At 72.3% G+C, this 20183-nt stretch carries 21 protein-coding genes; 19 read left to right on the top strand and 2 right to left on the bottom strand.

Annotated elements, in window-relative coordinates:
• Positions 1–54: 54 nt before the first annotated feature.
• Together OG928_RS24755 and OG928_RS24760 are read left to right on the top strand one after the other, a co-directional pair.
• The gene (locus OG928_RS24755; protein WP_406287470.1) at positions 55–924 is read left to right on the top strand and encodes a septum formation family protein; all 870 of its coding nucleotides are present in this window, start codon (positions 55–57) and stop codon (positions 922–924) included.
• 37 nt (positions 925–961) lie between these two features.
• Positions 962–1792 (top strand): septum formation family protein, encoded by an 831-nt coding sequence (locus tag OG928_RS24760; protein WP_406287473.1) that lies wholly within the window; start codon positions 962–964, stop codon positions 1790–1792.
• A 205-nt stretch (positions 1793–1997) separates the two neighbouring features.
• On the opposite strand, the gene OG928_RS24765 is transcribed toward OG928_RS24760, so the two are convergent.
• Together OG928_RS24765 and OG928_RS24770 are read right to left on the bottom strand one after the other, a co-directional pair.
• The gene (locus OG928_RS24765) at positions 1998–3848 is read right to left on the bottom strand and encodes an ABC transporter ATP-binding protein (protein ID WP_406287475.1); all 1851 of its coding nucleotides are present in this window, start codon (positions 3846–3848) and stop codon (positions 1998–2000) included.
• Entirely contained in the window at positions 3845–5662 is a 1818-nt protein-coding gene (locus OG928_RS24770) for an ABC transporter ATP-binding protein (protein WP_406287477.1), read from the bottom strand. Before OG928_RS24770 ends, OG928_RS24765 begins: the two co-directional genes overlap by 4 nt.
• Before the next feature lie 286 nt (positions 5663–5948).
• Between OG928_RS24770 and OG928_RS24775 the strand changes: the two genes are divergently transcribed.
• From OG928_RS24775 to OG928_RS24855, 17 genes are all read left to right on the top strand, one after another.
• On the top strand, positions 5949–7112 hold the full coding sequence (locus OG928_RS24775) for an alpha/beta hydrolase (protein ID WP_406287479.1): 1164 nt from the start codon (positions 5949–5951) through the stop codon (positions 7110–7112).
• A 31-nt stretch (positions 7113–7143) separates the two neighbouring features.
• Entirely contained in the window at positions 7144–7821 is a 678-nt protein-coding gene (locus OG928_RS24780; protein ID WP_406287481.1) for a TIGR03085 family metal-binding protein, read from the top strand.
• Positions 7822–7864: 43 nt separating this feature from the next.
• Positions 7865–8242 (top strand): phosphoribosyl-AMP cyclohydrolase, encoded by a 378-nt coding sequence (gene hisI / locus OG928_RS24785; RefSeq protein ID WP_406287484.1) that lies wholly within the window; start codon positions 7865–7867, stop codon positions 8240–8242.
• 54 nt (positions 8243–8296) lie between these two features.
• Positions 8297–9841: an anthranilate synthase component I gene (locus OG928_RS24790; protein ID WP_406287486.1), complete on the top strand. Its 1545-nt coding sequence runs from the start codon at positions 8297–8299 to the stop codon at positions 9839–9841.
• A 133-nt stretch (positions 9842–9974) separates the two neighbouring features.
• Positions 9975–10727: a TIGR02234 family membrane protein gene (locus OG928_RS24795; protein WP_406287490.1), complete on the top strand. Its 753-nt coding sequence runs from the start codon at positions 9975–9977 to the stop codon at positions 10725–10727.
• 106 nt (positions 10728–10833) lie between these two features.
• The gene (locus OG928_RS24800) at positions 10834–11043 is read left to right on the top strand and encodes an HGxxPAAW family protein (protein WP_406287492.1); all 210 of its coding nucleotides are present in this window, start codon (positions 10834–10836) and stop codon (positions 11041–11043) included.
• Between the two features lie 285 nt (positions 11044–11328).
• On the top strand, positions 11329–11718 hold the full coding sequence (locus OG928_RS24805; RefSeq protein ID WP_406287494.1) for a CD225/dispanin family protein: 390 nt from the start codon (positions 11329–11331) through the stop codon (positions 11716–11718).
• Positions 11718–12182 (top strand): DUF2752 domain-containing protein, encoded by a 465-nt coding sequence (locus OG928_RS24810; protein ID WP_406287497.1) that lies wholly within the window; start codon positions 11718–11720, stop codon positions 12180–12182. Before OG928_RS24805 ends, OG928_RS24810 begins: the two co-directional genes overlap by 1 nt.
• A gap of 177 nt (positions 12183–12359) precedes the next feature.
• Positions 12360–13169, top strand: coding sequence for an indole-3-glycerol phosphate synthase TrpC (gene trpC, locus OG928_RS24815; protein ID WP_406287499.1), 810 nt, complete (start codon positions 12360–12362; stop codon positions 13167–13169).
• Positions 13170–13188: 19 nt separating this feature from the next.
• The gene (gene trpM / locus OG928_RS24820; RefSeq protein ID WP_406291181.1) at positions 13189–13332 is read left to right on the top strand and encodes a tryptophan biosynthesis modulator TrpM; all 144 of its coding nucleotides are present in this window, start codon (positions 13189–13191) and stop codon (positions 13330–13332) included.
• Positions 13333–13387: 55 nt separating this feature from the next.
• Positions 13388–14623, top strand: a complete 1236-nt coding sequence (gene trpB, locus OG928_RS24825; RefSeq protein WP_406287501.1) for a tryptophan synthase subunit beta — start codon at positions 13388–13390, stop codon at positions 14621–14623.
• On the top strand, positions 14620–15435 hold the full coding sequence (gene trpA, locus OG928_RS24830; protein WP_406287503.1) for a tryptophan synthase subunit alpha: 816 nt from the start codon (positions 14620–14622) through the stop codon (positions 15433–15435). Before trpB ends, trpA begins: the two co-directional genes overlap by 4 nt.
• A gap of 171 nt (positions 15436–15606) precedes the next feature.
• Positions 15607–16428: a DsbA family protein gene (locus OG928_RS24835; RefSeq protein WP_406287506.1), complete on the top strand. Its 822-nt coding sequence runs from the start codon at positions 15607–15609 to the stop codon at positions 16426–16428.
• Between the two features lie 117 nt (positions 16429–16545).
• Entirely contained in the window at positions 16546–17205 is a 660-nt protein-coding gene (locus OG928_RS24840) for a MauE/DoxX family redox-associated membrane protein (RefSeq protein WP_406287508.1), read from the top strand.
• Positions 17202–18017 (top strand): DsbA family protein, encoded by an 816-nt coding sequence (locus OG928_RS24845; RefSeq protein ID WP_406287509.1) that lies wholly within the window; start codon positions 17202–17204, stop codon positions 18015–18017. Before OG928_RS24840 ends, OG928_RS24845 begins: the two co-directional genes overlap by 4 nt.
• Before the next feature lie 133 nt (positions 18018–18150).
• Positions 18151–19212: a prolipoprotein diacylglyceryl transferase gene (gene lgt, locus OG928_RS24850; RefSeq protein ID WP_406287511.1), complete on the top strand. Its 1062-nt coding sequence runs from the start codon at positions 18151–18153 to the stop codon at positions 19210–19212.
• A 149-nt stretch (positions 19213–19361) separates the two neighbouring features.
• On the top strand, positions 19362–20096 hold the full coding sequence (locus OG928_RS24855; RefSeq protein ID WP_406291184.1) for a VIT1/CCC1 transporter family protein: 735 nt from the start codon (positions 19362–19364) through the stop codon (positions 20094–20096).
• Positions 20097–20183: the final 87 nt, after the last annotated feature.

Below are 20183 nucleotides of genomic sequence, written 5' to 3' on the forward strand. Positions count from 1 at the left end.
ACGTAGTTGGACCCACACGAGCGGCGGGTTCACCCGATCGGGCAGGCTAGGCACATGACGACGCCGCCATCACCCGGACAGGGGGGCTACCCGGGCTACGGGCAGCAGCCGGGCCAGGGTTACCCCAGCAATCAGCCTTACCCCGGGCAGCAGTACCCGCAGGGTGGGCAACAGTATCCGCCGCCGCAGAGCCCGTACGGCGGCACTCCGCAGCCCCCGCAGTATCCGGGCGGCGGCGGAGGCCCGCAGTACCCCGGCAACTACGGCGGCTACGGCGGCGGGAACTACGGCGGCGGCATGCCGCCGGGCCCGAACCAGGGCGGCTCCGGCAAGGGCCCGCTGATCGCCGTCGTGATCGCCGCGATCGTCGTGGTCGGCGGCATCATCGCGACCCTCGTGGTCGTCCTCGGCGGTGACGACGACAAGAAGACCAAGGCGAGCCCCACCACCAGTGGATCCTCGTCCGCGTCCGCCTCGGCCGACCCGAGCCGGAGCGCGAGCCCGACGAGCCGACCCAGCACGTCCCGGCCCGCCCCGCCGACCCGCAGCAGCCGCCCGACCAGCTCGGCCGGCGAGATGCCGTCCGAGGTCGAGTACGTGGACCTCTCCAAGGGCGAGTGCGTCAACCTCGGCGCGACCGGCGACATCGACAAGACCTCGTGCAGCTCCTCGCACGACGGCGAGGTCGTGCACACCTACAACCTGACCGGCAGCACCTACCCCGGTGAGGACGCGATCTCGACCCAGACCGAGAGCAAGTGCGGGCCGGTGTTCGACTCGGCGGTCAGCGGTCGTTCCGACGCCTCGCAGCTCACCTTCAACTTCACGTTCCCCAAGCAGCCGGGGTGGGACCTGGGTCGCCGCAAGGTGACCTGCATCGCGCAGTACAAGTCGGGGCAGAAACTCACCAAGCCGCTGCGCTGACCCGAAGCGCTCGGCCCTTGGGGGAGGGATCGTCGCGATGAGCACTCCCGGTGGGTATCCCGGTGGAGGCTACGGTTCGGGCGGGTACGGCGGAGGAGGGTACGGCGGCGCCGGCGGCTACCCCGGTGGGCCGGGCGGACCGGCCGGCCCACCACCGGCGAACCCGCCGCCGTACGACGGGCCGACGATCGGGGGGCCGCCCTACGGCGGCGGCCCCCCGTACGGCGGCGGCGGTCCGCCCTACGGCCCGAACGGCCCCGGCGGCCCGGCGGGCGGTCGTGGCGGTGGCCGCGTGGTCGCGATCGTGGTGGTCGTCGCGCTCGTGATCGCCGGCGGCGTGATCGCGCTCGTGCTCAGCCTGGGCGGCGACGACAAGGACGACGAGGCCGGCCCCGCGACGCCGACGGTCGGGCACACCTCGCCGCCGCCCGTCACGGAGAGCACGATCGCTCCGCCGACGACCGAGCCGCCGACCACCGACGAGCCCACGACCGCGGAGCCCTCCAGCTCCACCGGCAGCGTCCCGGTCAAGAAGGTCCCGCTGAGCCCCGGCGACTGCATCACCTTCGAGACCGGCGGCACCGGCATCGACAAGGTCGCGTGCACGACGCCGCACGACGGCCAGCACGTACGCAACGTCAACCTGCCCGACCAGACCTGGCCCGGCGAATCGGCCATGGACGCCAAGGCATCGGCCGCCTGCAAGCCGGTCGCCGAGCCGGTGATCGCCCGCCAGCCCCAGGCCGACCAACTCACCTGGCTGTACATCTACCCCAAGGAATCAGGCTGGACCGGCGGCGACCGCGAAGTCCAATGCCTGATCTCCTACACCGACGAATCCAAAAAACTCGAAGCCCCCCTGAACTGACCACCCCAACACCCACACCAGCCCGGCCGGCGTTCGAGGCCACCCGACCCGACCGACCGCTCAACCGCAGCCCACATCAGCCCGGCCGGTGCTCGAGGCCACCCAACCCCACCGATCACCAAACCGCGGCCCGAAACGAATCAGCCCGTCCGGCGCCTGAGGACAAAGCCCACGGCCGCAGGCCGGGGCCGCCCGCCGCCCGGCTCTACCGCGGAGAACGCTGCTGCGCCGACCACGACGCGTGCAGCCGCGAGTAGACCCCGCCCGCCCCCACGAGCACCCGATGCGGACCACGCTCGACCAACTTCCCCGCATCGAACACCAGCACCTCGTCGGCCGATTCGGCCGTGGACATCCGGTGCGCGATGAACACCGCCGTACGCCCCCGGGTCAGCCCGTCCAGCGCCCGATTGATCCGCACCTCGGTGGCCGGGTCGACCGCCGACGTCGCCTCGTCCAGCACCAGCAGGTCCGGGTCGGCGATGTACGCCCGTACCAGCGCGACCAACTGCCGCTCGCCCGCCGACAACGACTCGCCGCGCTGCCCCACCGCCGTGTCCAGGCCGGCGGACAGGCCCGCGAGCCAGTCGGCGAGCCCCAGGTCGGTGAACGCCGCGCGGATCGCCGCGTCGTCCGCCTCGGGCCGGCCGTACCGGACGTTCTCGCGCAGTGTCGCGTCGAACAGGAAGCCCTCCTGCGGCACCATCACCACCCGTGCGCGCAGCGACGAGAAGCGCACCCGGGGGAGTTCGACGCCGTCGAGCAGCACCCGGCCGTCGTCCGGGTCCACCAGCCGGGTGAGCAGCTTCGCGAACGTCGTCTTGCCCGAGCCGGTCTCGCCCACGACCGCCACCCGGCTCTTGGGCGCGAGCGTGAGGTCCACGTCGTGCAGGATCCGCGGCCCGCCCGGGTAGCCGTACGAGACGTGCTCGAACGCGACCTCGACCGGGCCGCGCGCGAGTTCCTCGCCCGCGTCGCCGGGGTCGGCGATGTCCGGCTCCGCGTCCAGCACCTCGAGCACCCGGCGCCAGCCCGCGAGCGCGTTCTGCGCCTCGTTGAGGATCTCGACGCCCATCTGCACCGGGCCCACGAACAGCGTGACCAGGAACAGGAACGCGACCAGCTCGCCGACGCTGAGCTGCCCGTCGATGCCCAGCCACACGCCCACGACCACCACGAGCGCGTTCGCGAGGCCGACCACGAACTCGCCCATCGGGAAGGTCAGCGCGACGAACATCTGCGCGCGCGTCTGCGCGTCCCGGTGTCCGTTCACCGACTCGTCGATCCGGCGCGCGGTGCGCTCCTCGATCCCGTGCGCGCGCACGATCGACGCGCCCACGACCGGCTCCGCGATCGCGCCGAGCATCCGGCCCATCGCGACCCGCACGTGCGAGTAGGCGGCGGCGATCCGCTTCTGGACGGCGCGCATGAAGAAGTACAGCGGCGCGAAGCACGCCCACACCAGCAGCGTGAGCTGCCACGAGTAGACGAACATCAGCACCGTCACCAGCGCGATCTGCCCGACGCTGACGATCAGCAGCAGCCCGCCGAACTGGATGAACCGGCTGATCGTGTCCACGTCGCCGGTCACCCGCGAGACCAGCGAACCGCGCTTCTCGGACTGCTGGTGCAGCGTGGACAGGTCGTGGATGTGCCGGAACGCGGCGACCCGCAGTGTGGACAGGCCGCGTTCGCTGGTGCGGTACAGCCGTACGTTCATCGCGTACGCGGACACCGCGGTGATCACGACCGCCAGCGCGGCCAGCGCGGCCATCGTGCGCACGACGGTCAGGTCCGGGCCCGCGTCGGCGCGCAGGCCGCGGTCGATCGTCTGTTGGACGGCGAGCGGCACCACGATGCGGCCGGCGGTGCCCACCACGGCCAGCAGCAGCGTGACGATCAGGCCCTCGGTGAACTCCGGTGTCATCCGCAGGCCGCGCCGCAGCACGCTCAGGCCGGACTCGTCCGGCGCGCCGCCCGCGGGGTCGGCGCCGATCCGCGAACCCGCTCTCGGTTCCTTGTCGGGGGTCGTCTTCTCGACGGTGGCGGTACTCATGAAGCCGTGGCCTCCTCGGCCTCGCTGACGTCGATGTCGAGGTCCTCGCCGGCGCCTTCGCGCGCGGCCCGCTCGTAGGCGTTGACGAGCCGGCGGTAGCCCACCGAGCGCTCCAGCAGGTCGTGGTGCGAGCCGCGGTCGACCACCCGGCCGCCTTCCACGTAGACCACCTCGTCCGCGAGCGCGATGGTGGCCTTTCGGTAGGCGACCACCACCACCGTCGCCGGTCCCGCGTCGCGCAGCCCGTGCAGGATCGCCGCCTCCACGCGCGGGTCCACCGCCGACGTCGCGTCGTCCAGGACCAACAGGCGCGGGCGGCGCACCAGGGCCCGGGCGAGCGCGATCCGCTGGCGCTGGCCTCCGGACAGGGTGGTGCCGCGCTCGCCGACCTGGGTGTCCAGGCCGTCGGGAAGCGCGTTCACGAAGTCGGCCTGCGCGATCCGCAGCGCCTCGTGCACCGCCGCGTCGTCGAGGTCCAGGCCGAGCGTGATGTTGTCGCGCACACTGTCGTCGAACAGGAACGCCTGCTGCGGGACCAGCGCGGCCGTGGCCGCGATCCCGCCGCGCCGGTAGTCGCGCAGGTCGGTGCCGTCGAGCAGGATGTCGCCGTCGACGGGATCGACCAGGCGCACCAGCAGCGACACGAGCGTGGACTTGCCGGAGCCGGTGGGCCCCACGATCGCGACCGTGCGTCCGGGCTCGACGTCGAACTCCACGTCGCGCAGCACGTCGGTGTCGTCGGTGTAGCCGAACCGCACCGCGCGGGCCTCCAGACGCGCGGGACCGGCCGCGGCGTCGCCGCCCTCGGTGGCGCCGTAGGCGTGCTCGCCCTCGGCGTCCAGGACGCCCCGGACCCGGTTGTAGCCCACCACCGAGCGCGGCATGTCGCCGAGCAGCCAACCGATCGCCCGGACCGGGAACGCCAGCAGCGTGAACAGGTACGCGACCTGGACCAGGTCGCCCGGCGCCAGGTCCCCGTTCGAGACCCGGACCGTGCCGACCACCAGGACGAGCAGCACGCCGAAGCTCGGCAGCGCCTCCAGGATCGGGTCGAACAGCGCGCGGACGCGCCCCACCGCGATGTTCGCGTCGGCCAGCTCGCGCGACGCGGCGGCGAAGCGGGTGGTCTCCTCGGTCTCGCGGCCCAGCGTCTTGACGACGAGCGCGCCGTCGAAGCTCTCGTGCGCGATCTCCGCCACGTCCGCGCGCAATTCCTGCGCGCGCATCGCCAGCGGGCCCTGTTTGCGTTGGTAGACCACGTTGAGCAGGGCGATCGCCGGGAAGATCACGAAGCCGACCATCGCGAGCGCCCAGTCGGTGAGCACCATCGAGATCGCCGCGACGAACAGCATCACCACCACGCCGGTCGCCATCGGCAGCGGCGCGACCGGGTTCCACGCGGCCTCGACGTCGGCGTTCGCGTTCGAGAGCAGTGTCCCGGTGGGGTGCCGGTGGTGCCACGCCAGCGGCAGGCGCAGGTATTGCCGGGTGACCCGGCGCCGGTAGGTGGCCTGGAGGCGGTACTGCATCACGCCCGCCCACAGCCGTCGACCGATCACGCCGAGCGCCTTGAGCAGCGCGATCCCGAAGACCGCGGCGAACGCGCCGATCAGCGCACCCGCGGTGGTCCTTCCGTCGCGGAAGGCCGGGATGATCACGTCGTCGGTGACCCGGCCCAGGACCAGCGCCGATCCCACCGTCATGACGCCGTACAGCGCGCTCGCGCCCACCGCGGCCGCGAAGATCCGCGGCTCCTCGCGGATCGCGACACCGAGGACGCGCAGTCCTTGTCGCAGAACGACCTTGTCCGCCACGGGGCTCACTTTCGGGAATCCGGCCGCCGAGAACGGGGCTGGCGTCGTTGGTTGTCCAATGAAAGTACAAGGCACCCAGGACGGTCCCGATTCCCGCCCGGGGCCGTGATCGAAGCGGGATCCGGGCCCCGGGACTCCGAATGGAGCAGACCTTTTCCGCATGCCGCACCTATTCGGGCACGATCGATCGCTCCAGCCGGACCCGTCCCGGCGCCCGCAACCAAACCCGGGCGGGTCTCGTCTCCAACGGCGTGCCCTGACCAAGATCGACCACTTAGGACGCCGCGTGGGCCTCACCAGCCTGAAACTGATCATCCTGCTCGGCGTCGCCGCCTTCGCCTCGATCGCCGCCGTCGTCGTCTTCTGGCCCAAGCTCTCCCGCCAGGGCGTGCTGCCGATCCTGGGCCGCGTCGGGATCCTGGTGACGACCCAGGTGCTGCTGATGGCGACGGTGGCGCTGATCGGGAACCGCTACTTCGTCTTCTACACGACGTGGGACGACCTGCTCGGGCACACCGGGAAGCCGATAGTCAACTTCGGCGAACCCACCGGCCCCAACGGCGTGCCCAAGCTGGTCAAGCAGAACGGCACCGAGACCATAGACGTCCGCGAGGGGAGCAATCCCCAGGTCGCGGGCCAGATCATGCAGGTCGAGGTGGCCGGCCGGCGCAGCGGGATGGGCACCCCGGCACTGGTGTACCTGCCGCCGCAGTACTTCCAGCCCCAGTACAAGGACCGGCAATTCCCGGTCGTGGTCGTGCTCACCGGCTACCCCGGCAACGAGCGCAACCTGGTCACCCGCCTGGAACTGCCCAAGTTCGCCGCCACCGAGATCGCCGCCGGCCGGGTCCAGCCCACGATCTACGTGATGATGCGACCGAGCGTCAACCAGAACCGCGACACCGAGTGCACCGACGTGCCCGGCGGCCCGCAGGTCGGCGTGTTCTTCAGCCAGGACCTGCCCGAGGCCATCCGCCAGGCGTACCGGGTCGCGCCCGGGCCCCAGGGCTGGGCCATGCTCGGCGACTCCACCGGCGGCTACTGCGCGGCCAAACTCGCGATGCTCAACTCGGATCGGATCGGCGCGGGCGTCGCGCTGTCCGCCGACTACGGCGCGCCCATGGACGGCGACACCGGCGACCTGTACGGCGACAGCAAGGCCTACCGCAACCAGAACGACCTGATGTGGCGGCTCAAGAACATGCCGATGCCACCGGTGAACCTGCTGCTCACCAGCAGCGAGAGCGGCGAGCCGAACCTGGCGGACACCAAGGAGTTCGACCGGCTCGCCAAGCCGCCGCTCGTGGTGGACACGCTGTTCCTGCCCACCGGCGGCCACAACTTCAAGACCTGGCAGGCCGTACTCCCCGACGCGCTGCGCTGGTTGAGCGCGAAGCAGAACACGGGTCAGCCCAAGGATTCCGCCCCGGTGGCCGCTTCCTCCCCTTGACCGGACCCCGGCCGGGCCGAAGGATCGGCACATGCCGACTTCCTTCGCCCGCGCCGAACGTGCCGCGCTCGCCGACCTGCTGCGCGAGCTGGGGCCGGACGCGCCGACCCTGTGCGAGGGCTGGACCACCCGCGACCTCGCGGCCCACCTCGTGGTCCGCGAGCATCGCCCCGACTCGGCCCCGGGCATCATGATCGCGGCCCTCGCCGGGTGGACCGAGAAGGTCCGCCTGAAGCAGGCCGCCAAGCCCTACGAGCAGACCGTGCGGCTGGTCGCGGACGGCCCGCCGCGCCTGTCCGTGTTCGGCATCCCCGGCGTGGACGCGGCGGCCAACACGATGGAGTACTTCGTCCACCTGGAGGACGTGCGCCGCGCGCAGCCCGCCGGCGCCGAGCCGCGCGACCTGGACCCCGCGCTCACCGAGATCCTGTGGAAGCGGGCCCGCGGCGCGTCCCGGACAGCGCTGCGCGGCGTCCCGGTCGGGGTCGCGCTGCGCCGCACGGACGGCCCGTACGACGAGCCGCCGGTGACCATCCACAAGGGCAGCCAGAGCACCAAGGGTGCCCAGGGCACCCCGGTGGTGACGCTGGCCGGCCACCCGGCCGAGCTGCTCCTGTACCTGTTCGGCCGCAAGGAGCAGGCACAGGTCGCGATCGAGGGCGACGAGGACGCGATCCGTCGACTGCGCGAGGCCCGTACCGGCCTGTGAACACGCGCGCGATCGAACGGTGGCGGTCTGCGACAATGCGCGCATGACCGGTGCCACCCACCCGCCCGCGCGGCCGTCCGACCTCGACCCGACCATCGCCGCCCGCCTCAAGCGCGACCCCGACGGCCTGATCGCCGCCGTCGCGCAGGCGAGCGACACGGGCGAGGTGCTCATGGTCGGCTGGATGGACGACGAGGCGCTGCATCGCACGCTGACCACCGGCCGGTGTACCTACTGGAGCCGCAGCCGGCAGGAATACTGGGTCAAGGGCGACACGTCCGGCCACATCCAGAAGGTCGTCTCGGCCGCGCTCGACTGCGACGGCGACGCCGTGCTCGTGCGGGTCGAACAGACCGGCGCCGCGTGCCACACCGGCGACCGCACCTGCTTCGACGCGGACGTCCTGCCCGTCACCGCCTGACCCGCCGCCCGATTCGTCCCGCCCGACCTCGTTGCCCGGGAGATTGCGCACGCCATGACCACCGGAACCGTCACCCCCGACCTCGACACGTTCCGGGCGCTCGCTCGCGACCGGCGCGTCATCCCCGTCACCCGGCGCTTCCTGGCCGACGGCGACACCCCCGTGGGGCTCTACCGCAAGCTCGCCGACGAGCGGCCCGGCACGTTCCTGCTCGAATCCGCCGAGAACGGCCGCTCGTGGTCGCGCTATTCGTTCGTGGGCGTGCGCAGCGCGGCGGTCCTGACCGAGGTGGACGGGCAGGCCCGATGGCTGGGCACGCCGCCGGTGGGGGTGCCGGTCGACGGCGACCCGCTGGAGGTGCTGCGGGCGACCGTGGCCGCGCTGCACACCCCGCGCGGGATCCCCGGCCTGGAACTGCCGCCGCTGACCGGCGGCATGGTCGGCTACCTCGGCTACGACGTGGTGCGCCGGCTGGAGCGGCTGCCCGACTCGGCCGTGGACGACCTGCGGGTGCCCGAGCTGATGATGTTCCTGGCGACCGACCTCGCGGTGCTCGACCACGTGGACGGCAGCGTGCTGCTGATCGCGAACGCGATCAACCACGACAACCGCGAGTCCGGCGTCGACGAGGCGTACCACGCGGCCGTGGCGCGCCTGGACGCGATGACCGCCGACCTCGCCCGCCCGACCGGGCTGTCGGCGGCCGCCTTCGAGCGCGGCGCCACGCCCGACGCGGTCGGCCCGTGGGGCTCGGCCGCCTACCGCAAGGCGGTGGACGCGGCCAAGGAGGAGATCCGGGCCGGCGAGGCGTTCCAGATCGTGCTGTCGCAGCGCTTCGAGATGCCCACGACGGCCGGCGCGCTCGACGTGTACCGGATCCTGCGCGCGACCAACCCCAGCCCGTACATGTACCTGTTCCGGCTGCCCGGCCCCGACGGCGGCACCGAGGGCGGCTTCGACGTGGTCGGCTCCAGCCCCGAGGCGCTGGTCACCGTGGACGACGGGCGCGCGATGCTGCACCCGATCGCGGGCACCCGCCCGCGCGGTGCGACCCCCGAGGCGGACGCGGCGCTGGCCGAGGAACTGCTCGCCGACCCCAAGGAACGCGCCGAGCACCTGATGCTCGTCGACCTGGGCCGCAACGACCTGGGCCGGGTGTGCGCGCCGGGCACGGTCGAGGTCGTCGACTTCATGTCGGTCGAGCGGTACAGCCACGTCATGCACATCGTGTCCACCGTGGTGGGCGAGCCGGCCCCCGGCCGGAGCGCGCTGGACGTGTTCGCGGCCTGCTTCCCCGCCGGCACCCTCTCGGGCGCGCCCAAGCCGCGCGCGATGGAGATCATCGAGAACTTCGAGCCCACCCGGCGCGGCCTGTACGGCGGTTGCGTGGGCTACGTCGACTTCGCCGGCGACCTGGACACCGCGATCGCGATCCGCACCGCGCTGATCCGCGACGGGGTCGCGTACGTGCAGGCGGGCGCGGGCGTGGTGGCCGACTCCTCGCCCGAGGGCGAGGACATCGAGTGCCGCAACAAGGCGGCGGCGGTGCTGCGCGCGGTGGCGATCGCCGCGACGCTCACGCCGGCGCACGACATCTGAGCCCGTCCGGCGATCCCCGCCCGGCATGCCGGTGTCCCGCAGGCCCCGGCCCGCGAGCCCTGTCCCGGCGCACGGCACCGGGGTCGGCCCGCCCCGTGTCAAGGGCGCGCGCGGCGTCGGTCATGCTGGAGACATGACCGCCGCGACCCCAGACGCGAACACCGAGGCCGGCTCCGCCCGCGGCGGCACCGAGACGGACGAGCGGCCGGCCCCCGAGACCGCGGCTCCCGAGACCGCAGCCTCCGAGACCGCGGCCGAGGCGACCGCGCCCAGTGCCGCGGGGGAGGACGCGCAGGCGCTGCGCGCGCGCAAGGCCGCGCGGCGCGAGATGACCGTCGCGGTACTGCTCGCGCTCGCCGGCGCGGCCCTGGTGCTCTCGGTCGCCGGTCGCACGTGGGCGAAGGGCACGGCCCTCGTGCACGGCTCGCACATCGCGGTCCACGCGAGCGGCACCTCGATCAACAAGGGGATCACCGCGCTCGCGCTGCTCGGCCTCGCCGGCGGCCTCGCGGTGTTGGCGACCCGCACGATCGGCCGCACCGTGATCGGTGTGCTCGTGCTGCTCGCCGGGCTCGGCGTCACGGTCCTGGCGGTCCAGGGGGGCGGGGACACGTCCGCGGTGAACTCCGAGGCGGCGGCCAAGGCGGCCGTCGAGGGCGTGCGCGCGGTGGACGTGAGCCACTCGATCTGGCCGTGGTTCGCGGCCGTCGGCGGCGTGGTGATCCTGCTCGCGGGCCTGCTCGTGGTGGTCCGCGGCCGGCGCTGGCCGGGCATGTCCAACCGCTACGAGGCCCCCGAGGGTCGAACCGCCGCGGCCCGCCGCGGCACGGCCACCAACGCCGATCTGTGGAACGCGCTCGACCGCGGCGAGGACCCCACGCGCTGAGCACTGCTCCCGGCGGGTGACAATAGGTTTCGCGCGGTTGTGATCGCGGCGCCGAAGGCGGTGTCGCAGTGGCCGCGCACACGCTTGTGGAGTCGAAGGAGTAGGCATGTCGTCGCAAGGCGGAAATCACGGCAGCACCCCGGCGGCCTGGACCGTGACCATACTGGCGCTGATCGGCTGCACGATCTCCGGCGTCGCGATGATCGCGGCGAGCGTCATGGTGTTCTGGGCCGGCGCGGCCGTGGTCCTCGTCGGCTGCGTCGCGGGTCTCGCGATGCGGATGAGCGGTATGGGCGCCGCGCCCGCGCGCAACTGACCTCGGCACCTTGCGTCCTCAAGCGCCGGACGGGCTGAAGGCAGGCCGGCCTGCGGCCGATTCGGCCTCGAACGCCGGCCGGGCTGAAACAGCCTGCCCGGCGCTTGAAATCAGCCTGCCCGGTGCTTGAGGGCAACCCGCCCGGCGTTCGAGGGCGGGCGTCAGGGTGCGTGGCTCTGCCCCGGGCCCCGCTGCTGTTCTAGGGTGAGTCTGCCGCGCGGGCCCGGTCGCCCCCGGCGTACATGCGCACACGCGCAAACACCGTACGAAGCCCAGGGGGGAAATGTGGCCTACGGCTATCCGGGATCCCCCGGTGGCGGTGAGGACCGCACGCGGGACTGGCGACAGCCTCGACCGTTCGGGCACACGGTGCCCTACGGCCCGCCGACCACACCCCCGCCCGGCGGCCCGCCGCCGAGGCCGCCGGACAACTACCTCGCGTGGGCGGTCGTGGCGACCGTGTTCTGTTGCTTCCTCGCCGGTGTCCCCGCGCTGCTCGCCGCCACCAGCGTCAACGAGCGTTGGCAGCGCGGCGATCTCGACGGCGCCCGACTCGCGTCGCTTCGGGCCCGCAACTGGACCATCGGGACCGTCCTGCTCGGCGTGATCTTCTGGACCACGTGGATGGTCGGCGTATTCCTGCTCGGCTGGAAAGACACGCTGGGTGACCTCTGATGGCCACGCCCGAGCCGCGCGACGAGCCGGTGGACATGTCCGCGGGACCCCTCGCGCCGACCCCCGGCTTCCGACTGCGCAATCTCGGGCTGCCGGCCGCGACCCTGGCCCTGCTGACCGCCGCCACCGGCTATGTCGCGCTGGTGGACCCCCGCGAGTCGGGCCACTATCCGCCGTGCCCCTATCTGGTGCTCACCGGGGTCGCCTGTCCCGGCTGCGGTGGTCTGCGCTGTGTGCACGCGCTCACCCACCTGGACCTGTCGGCGGCGATCGGCTACAACGCGCTCGCCGTCGCGCTGTTCCCGCTGATCGGCTGGCTGTGGCTGCGTTGGACGGTGCGCAGCGCCCGCGGCGAGCCGCGCCGCTCGCTCGCGGATCCGCGATGGCTGTGGGCCCTGCTCGCGGTCGTCGTGCTGTTCTGGATCGTGCGCGACCTGCCCTTCGGCGCGGCGCTCGCCCCCTGACGCACAGTGACGGCCCGCTCTTCCGTCTGCCGGACCGTGCGTACGAACCGACCGTGCGACGCCGTATGCTGCCCCCACCTCTTCGGCGGTGCGGCGTGGACGGGTCTGTTCGAATCGGCCTATACCATCGAAGGGCCGGGGGAGCAGGTTCTCCGGATAAACGAGGGGATGTACGGCGTGACTGTTCTCGACGAGATCATCGACGGTGTCAACGCCGACCTCGCCGAACGACAGGCCCGCGTATCCCTTGACGAGATCAAGGAACTCGCGGCCCAGGCGCCGGCGCCCCGCGACGCGGAAGCCGTCCTGCGTGCCGACGGCATCGCGGTCATCGCGGAGGTCAAGCGCTCCAGCCCCTCCAAGGGCGCGCTCGCCGCGATCGCCGACCCGGCCGGCCTGGCCGCCGACTACGAGTCCGGCGGCGCCTCGATCATCAGCGTGCTCACCGAGCAGCGCCGCTTCGGCGGCTCGCTCGAGGACCTCGACGCGGTGCGCGCCGCCGTGGACATCCCGGTGCTGCGCAAGGACTTCATGGTCACCAGCTACCAGCTGTGGGAGGCCCGCGCGCACGGCGCCGACGTCGCCCTGCTGATCGTCGCGGCCCTGGAGCAGAACGCCCTGATCTCGCTGATCGAGCGCTCGCGCTCGATCGGTCTCACCACGATCGTGGAGGTCCACGACGAGGAGGAGACCGCCCGCGCGCTCGACGCCGGCGCGACCGTGATCGGGGTCAACGCGCGCAACCTCAAGACCCTCGAGGTCGACCGCAACAACTTCGCCCGGATCGCCCCGCTGATCCCGGACACCTGCGTGCGCATCGCCGAGTCCGGCGTGCGCGGCCCGCACGACCTCATCGCCTACGCCAACAACGGCGCCGACGCCGTCCTGGTGGGCGAGTCCCTGGTGACCGGTCGCGACCCGCGCAGCTCGGTCGCCGACCTCGTCGCCGCGGGCGCCCACCCGGCGATCCGGCACGGACGCGGCTGAGAGCGCGACGACGATGAGCATGGACCCGCGACTGGCCCGAGGCTGCAAGCCTCGCGGCTGTCGCGCGCCCGCGCGCAGGGCACGCGGCCGCCGCGTGCGCTACGTGATCGGTTGCGAGCCCGGTCAGGTCCAGGGCAGCCGATGGCGCCGACACGTTTCCTGACCCACCGTCAGCAACGTGCCGTCCGCACGGCATGCCACACCGACAAGGACCCAGCATGTCCAGTACCGAACAACAACCGACCGCCCAACAGCCGGACCCGTCCGGCCACTTCGGGGTCTTCGGCGGGCGCTTCCTGCCCGAGGCCCTGATCGCGGCCCTCGACGAGCTCACCGCCGCCTACGACAAGGCCAAGGACGACCCACAGTTCCAGGCCGAGTTCACCGGTCTGCTGCGCGACTACGCCGGGCGCCCCAGCATCATCACCGAGGCCCCGCGATTCGCCGAACACGCCGGCGGCGCGCGGATCATCCTCAAGCGCGAGGACCTCAACCACACCGGCTCGCACAAGATCAACAACGTGCTCGGCCAGGCCATCCTGACCAAGCGCATGGGCAAGACCCGGGTGATCGCCGAGACCGGCGCCGGCCAGCACGGCGTCGCCACCGCGACCGCGTGCGCGCTGCTGGGCCTGGAATGCGTCATCTACATGGGCGAGCTCGACACCCAGCGCCAGGCCCTGAACGTGGCCCGCATGCGCGTGCTCGGCGCCGAGGTCGTCCCCGTCTCGATCGGCTCGCGCACCCTCAAGGACGCGATCAACGAGGCGCTGCGCGACTGGGTCGCCAACGTCGACAACACCCACTACCTGCTTGGCACCGCCGCCGGACCGCACCCGTTCCCGGCCATGGTCCGCGACTTCGCCAAGATCATCTCGGTCGAGGCCCGGCAGCAGGTCCTCGACCTCACCGGCCGGCTCCCCGACGCGGTCTGCGCGTGCGTGGGCGGCGGCTCCAACGCGATCGGCGCCTTCCACGCCTTCATCCCCGACGCGAGCGTGCGCCTGTACGGCTTCGAGGCCGGCGGCGACGGCGTCGAGACCGGCCGGCACGCCGCCTCGATCACCGGCGGCTCGATCGGCGTCCTGCACGGCGCGCGCACCTACCTGCTCCAGGACGAGTACGGGCAGACCCGGGAGAGCCACTCGATCTCCGCCGGCCTGGACTACCCGGCCGTCGGCCCCGAGCACGCGTGGCTGCACCAGACCGGCCGGGCCACCTACCGGCCGATCAACGACGCCCCCGCGATGGAGGCGTTCCGGCTGCTGTGCCGCACCGAGGGCATCATCCCGGCCATCGAATCGGCACACGCCCTCGCCGGCGCGATGGAGGTCGGGCGCGAGCTCGGCCCCGACGCGACCATCCTGGTGAACCTCTCCGGCCGCGGCGACAAGGACATGCACACCGCCGCCACGTACTTCGATCTCCTCGACGCCGAAGCGGAGCAGTCGTGACCAGCACCCGTACACCCAGCAGGCTGACCCGGGTCCTGGCCGCCGCCCGCGCCGAGAACCGGGCCGCCCTCGTCGGCTACCTCCCCGCCGGCTACCCCTCCGCCGAGGGCTCCGCCGCCGCCATGCGGGCGATGGTCGAGGGCGGGTGCGACATCATCGAGGTCGGCCTGCCCTACAGCGACCCGCAGATGGACGGCCCCGTCATCCAGCGCGCGGTCGAACACGCCCTCGCGCACGGCATCAACACCCACCACGTCATCGACAACGTGCGCGCGGTCGCCGAGACCGGCGCCGCCACGCTGGTGATGTCCTACTGGAACCCCATCGAGCGCTACGGCGTCGAGCGGTTCGCGAGCGAACTCGCCGAGGCCGGCGGCAGCGGCGTGATCACCCCCGACCTGATCCCCGACGAGGCGCACGACTGGATCGCCGCCACCGACCGCCACGGCCTGGACCGGATCTTCCTGGTCGCGCTGTCCTCCACCGACGAACGCATCGCCTACACGACCCGCCACTGCGGCGGCTTCGTCTACGCCGCCTCCGTCATGGGCGTCACCGGCACCCGCGCCTCGGTCGGGGACCGCGCCGGCGAACTGGTCGCGCGCACCCGCGCGAGCACCGACCTGCCGGTCTGCGTCGGCCTGGGCGTCTCCAACGCCCGCCAGGCCGCCGAGGTCGCCGCCTACGCCGACGGCGTCATCGTCGGCTCCGCGTTCGTGCGCGCCCTCCTGGACGCCCCGAACGAGCAGGCCGGGCTCGACGCGGTCCGCGCCCTCGCCGAGGAACTCGCCGAAGGCGTCCGCAAGCGGTAGCGCCGACGCGACGACACCGGGCGGGTGCGCCCGAATATCGCGTATCCGGAGCAACAAAAGCAGCAAAATGTACTTCGGCAGACCACGGCCGCTGCGGCACCCCCGCGGCGGCCGTTCCCATGCCACGCGCCAAAGCGCACCACCGCACCTACCCCATCGGAGGAACCCGCGTTGAGCACCAAGACCAAGACCGATCGAACACCCGTCATCCTGGCCGTCGTCGGAGTGATCGTGGTCGCGGTGCTCGCCGCCGTCCTGGGCGTCGTGCTCACCATCGACGACGACAAGAAGAACGACTCGGGCGCCGCCGAGGCCGCCGTCCCCAAGGCCGCCGTCCCCAGGGCCGCCGTCCGCGACATCGACCCGAACACGCTCCCCGCCGCCGTCCGGCCCGACGGCACCATCCGCGTCGGCCGCGCCGACGCCCCCGTCACGGTCACCGTGTACGAGGACTTCCGCTGCCCGTTCTGCAAGCGCTTCGAGACCAACTTCGGCCCGCTCCTGGCCGACTACACCGAGGCCGGGAAGATCAGGGTCGACTACCACATCGCCTCCTTCCTGGACGGCAAGCTCGGCGGCACCGGCTCGGTCAAGTCCGCGAACGCCGCGCGCTGCTCGGTCGACGCCGGCAAGTTCGCCGCCTACCACGCGGTGCTCTTCGACAACCAGCCCGAGGAGTCCGAGGACGGCTACACCACCGCCCGGCTGCTCGACCTCGCCGGCCAGGTCCCGGGCCTGCGCGGCGAGACGTTCGATCAATGCGTCAACACCGACGCCAACGCCGCGTGGGTCGCCGCGTCCCAGACCGCGTTCGACAACTCCGGCGTCTCCGCCACCCCCAGCGTCGCCGTCGACGGAAATATCCTGGACAGCGGGAACTCGGCGATGCGTTCGCCCGACAACCTTCGTGAACTGCTCGACCAGCGCCTGGAGAACCCCGGGAGTGGTAAGGCGGCACTCGGACAGGAACCTCAGGCACCTTCCGCCGGTTAGACAGGACATGTGCCGGTCCGGGCACGGGGGACCACCGGGCCGGCTGTCCCTGTACCTCACCCGCCGTGACGGAGGTCAGACCGTGGGAAGCAAGACCATCGAGCCGGCGGCCGAGTGGTGACCGCCACGGCCACCCCGAACGGCACCGCCGCGGCAGGCCCGCGCGCGGGCCTGCGCCGCGCCGCGCCGTGGATCGGCCTCGCCGCCCGCCTGGGCCTGGCCTTCGTCTGGGCCTACGCCGGGTGGGAGAAGGCGCTCGATCCCGACCAGGCCGCGTACGCGGTCCGCGGCTACGACGTGCTGCCCGACAACCTCGTCGAGCCCGTCGGCTACGCCCTGCCCTACCTGGAGCTGGGCCTGGCGCTGCTCCTGGTGGTCGGACTGGGCACCCGCCTGGTCGCCTCGATCTCCGCACTGCTCCTGCTCGTGTTCATCGCGGGCATCGCCCAGGCCTGGGCGCGCGGACTGGCGATCGACTGCGGCTGCTTCGGCGGCGGCGGCCCGGTCGAGCCGGACAAGACCGCGTACCTCGAGGAGATCCTGCGGGACTGCGGCTTCATGCTGCTCGCGATCTGGCTGATCGTCTTCCCCAGGACCCGCCTGTCCGTCGACGCGTGGCTGTTCCGCGAGGAACAGCCCCACGTCTACGACGACGAGTACGACGAGGACGACGAGTACGACGAGTCGGACCCGGCCGAGCAGGACACAGGTGACAACCGCGGGGACGCGAACCGGAACCCCGGAACCCGGGAACTGAAAGGCCCTGAGATCCAGTGAGCTCGAAGAACTCCGAAGGCAAGCGCACCGCGCGCGAACGCATGGCGCAGGAACGCGCGCGCCAACAGGCGATCGACAAGCGCAAGCGCGTGATGGTCATCGCGGGCGCCGTCGTGGCGGTCCTCGCGGTCGTGGCCATCATCGGCGTGATCGTCGGCATGTCCAAGACCAACAAGAAGAAGGGCCCCTGGAAGGACGCGCTGGCCGAGCCCGCGAGCGCCCCCGCCAACCTGTCCCCGGACGGGCTCGGCGTCACGGTCGGCAGCAACCCGAACGCCCCCTCGCTGATCATGTACGAGGACTTCCGCTGCCCGATCTGCCACGAGGTGGAGAAGGCCCTCGGCCCGACCATGCGCGCGCTGGCCGACGAGGGCAAGATCAAGATCGACTACCACATCGCGTCCTTCCTGGACGGCAAGCTCGGCGGCAACGGCTCCAAGTACGCCGCCAACGCCGCCGGGTGCGCGCAGAACGCCGGCAAGTTCGCGGAGTACCACGACACCCTGTTCGCGAACCAGCCCGACGAGCTGGACGACAAGTTCGCCAGCCGCTCCTACCTGCTCGAACTCGCCGGCAAGGTCGAGGGCCTGCGCTCGCCCGCCTTCGACCAGTGCGTCAACGACCTGGCGGTCGCGAGCTGGGTCGACCGGGTCAACACCGAGTTCCAGGACGCCAAGATCGGCGACACCCCGGTCACCGGCACCCCGACGGCGGGCATCAACGGCAAGATGATCGACCTGATCGTCAAGGGTCGCGGCCTGGCCACCCCGGAAGAACTGCGAGCGCAGATCGAAGCGGCGACCAAGTCCTAGTGCCGCGGGACTAGCCCGACCGGACACACCCCGACACAGGCGCGGGCGCGGCACCGAATCCCGGGTGCCGCGCCCGTTCGTGTGTGCCCGGCGGCACACACCCGCCCCCGCACCAGGTAGCGTCGTACCCGCCATGGACCTCGCATTCATTCCCAGCCCCTCCCGCGGCCAGATCGACCTCGGTCCGATCCCGCTGCGCGGCTACGCGCTGTGCATCATCATCGGTGTCGTCCTCGCGATCTGGCTCGGCGAGCGACGTTGGGTCGCCCGAGGCGGTCGCGCGGGCACGGTCGGCGACCTCGCCGTGTGGATGGTGCCCTTCGGCCTCGTCGGCGGCCGCCTCTACCACGTCATCACCACGCCGGGGCCGTACTTCGGCGACGGCGGCGACCCCATGCAGGCGTTCGCCGTCTGGAAGGGCGGCCTCGGCATCTGGGGCGCGATCGCGCTCGGCGGGGTGGGCGCGTGGATCGCGTGCCGCCGCCGGGGCATCCCGCTGCCCGCGATGGCCGACGCGCTCGCCCCGGGCATCGTCCTCGCCCAGGCCGTGGGCCGCTGGGGCAACTGGTTCAACCAGGAGCTCTACGGCCGCGAGACCGACGTGGCGTGGGCGGTGAAGATCGACGGCGACCACAACGTGATCGACCCCGGTCAGGCCGGCACCTTCCACCCGACGTTCCTGTACGAGTCGCTGTGGTGCGTCGGCGTCGCGGCCCTGGTGATCTGGGCCGACCGCCGATTCAAGCTCGGCCACGGCCGCGCCTTCGCGCTCTACGTCGCGGGCTACACGGTCGGCCGGTTCTGGATCGAGTACATGCGCGTGGACGACGCCGAACAGGTCCTGGGCATGCGGCTCAACAACTGGACCTCGATCGTCGTGTTCGTCGGCGCGATCGCCTACATCTGGATCTCGGCGCGCAAGCACCCCGGCCGCGAGGCCCCCGCCACGCTGCAGGGCCACGACCCGGAGACCGGTGCGGCCGCGGCCGCCGACGCGGACCCGGACACCGATGCCGATGCCGATGCCGACGCCGACGCCGTCCCGGACGCGACGGAGGACGTGCCCGCGAAGGCCGATGGACTCGCGAAGGACGACGAGCCCGCCGACGACGCGGACATCCACGCGGACGCCGACGAGGACGCCGAAGCCGAGCGCACCCCGTCACTGGCGAAGAAACCCGCCCAGAAGGACTGACACCACCTCGTTCAAGGCTGCCCGAACCCGCTTCCACCCGCGGGTACGGGCAGCCTTTCCTTGCCGGCGGCACCCGGTGCCAAAACGGTAGCGTCGGCCCCCTGAGCGCGACGAGAGGGTGCACGACGTTGAAGACCACCGACAGCCCGATATCCCCCGAGGTCCCCGCCGCCGACCCGGCGCTCGGGCACCGGGACGGTATCGACCACACCCACCGCGACATCGGCGGCGGCTGGCTGCGCCCGGCCGTGTTCGGCGCGATGGACGGCCTGGTCTCCAACTTCGCCCTGATCGCCGGCGTCGTCGGCAGCGACGCCGCACCCAGGACCGTCGTGATCACCGGCCTCGCCGGCCTCGCCGGCGGCGCCTTCTCGATGGCCGCGGGGGAGTACACCTCCGTCGCCTCGCAATCCGAGCTCGCCCGTGCCGAGGTCGAGATCGAACGCCGCGAACTGGTCCGCAGCCCCGAGGCCGAACAGCGCGAACTCGCCGAGCTCTACATCGCCCGCGGCCTCGACGAGGACCTCGCCGTCGAGGTCGCCCGACAGCTCTCCCGCGACCCCGAGCTCGCCCTGGAGATCCACGCCCGCGAGGAACTGGGCGTCGACCCGCACGACCTGCCCTCGCCGTGGCTGGCCGCCGGCTCCTCGTTCGGCTTCTTCGCCATCGGCGCGCTGCTCCCGCTGCTGCCCTACCTGCTCGGCGCCACGACGCTCGCCCCGGCCCTGGTGCTGACCGCGCTCGGCCTGTTCGGCGCCGGCGCCGCCGTCTCGCGCGTGACCGCCCGGCCGTGGTGGTTCAGCGGGACCCGACAGTTGGTCCTGGGCGCCGCGGCGGGCGGGCTCACCTACCTGCTCGGCCTGCTGATCGGGCAAGGGCTGTGACGGGTGAGGCATACGTAACACGCCCGTAGTCCCGCGACTCCGCCGGGAAACGATCACTTCGGGTGGTCTGACATGCAGTTTCGGTGG

The organism is Embleya sp. NBC_00896, assembly GCF_045207785.1.
Lineage (GTDB): Bacteria > Actinomycetota > Actinomycetes > Streptomycetales > Streptomycetaceae > Embleya.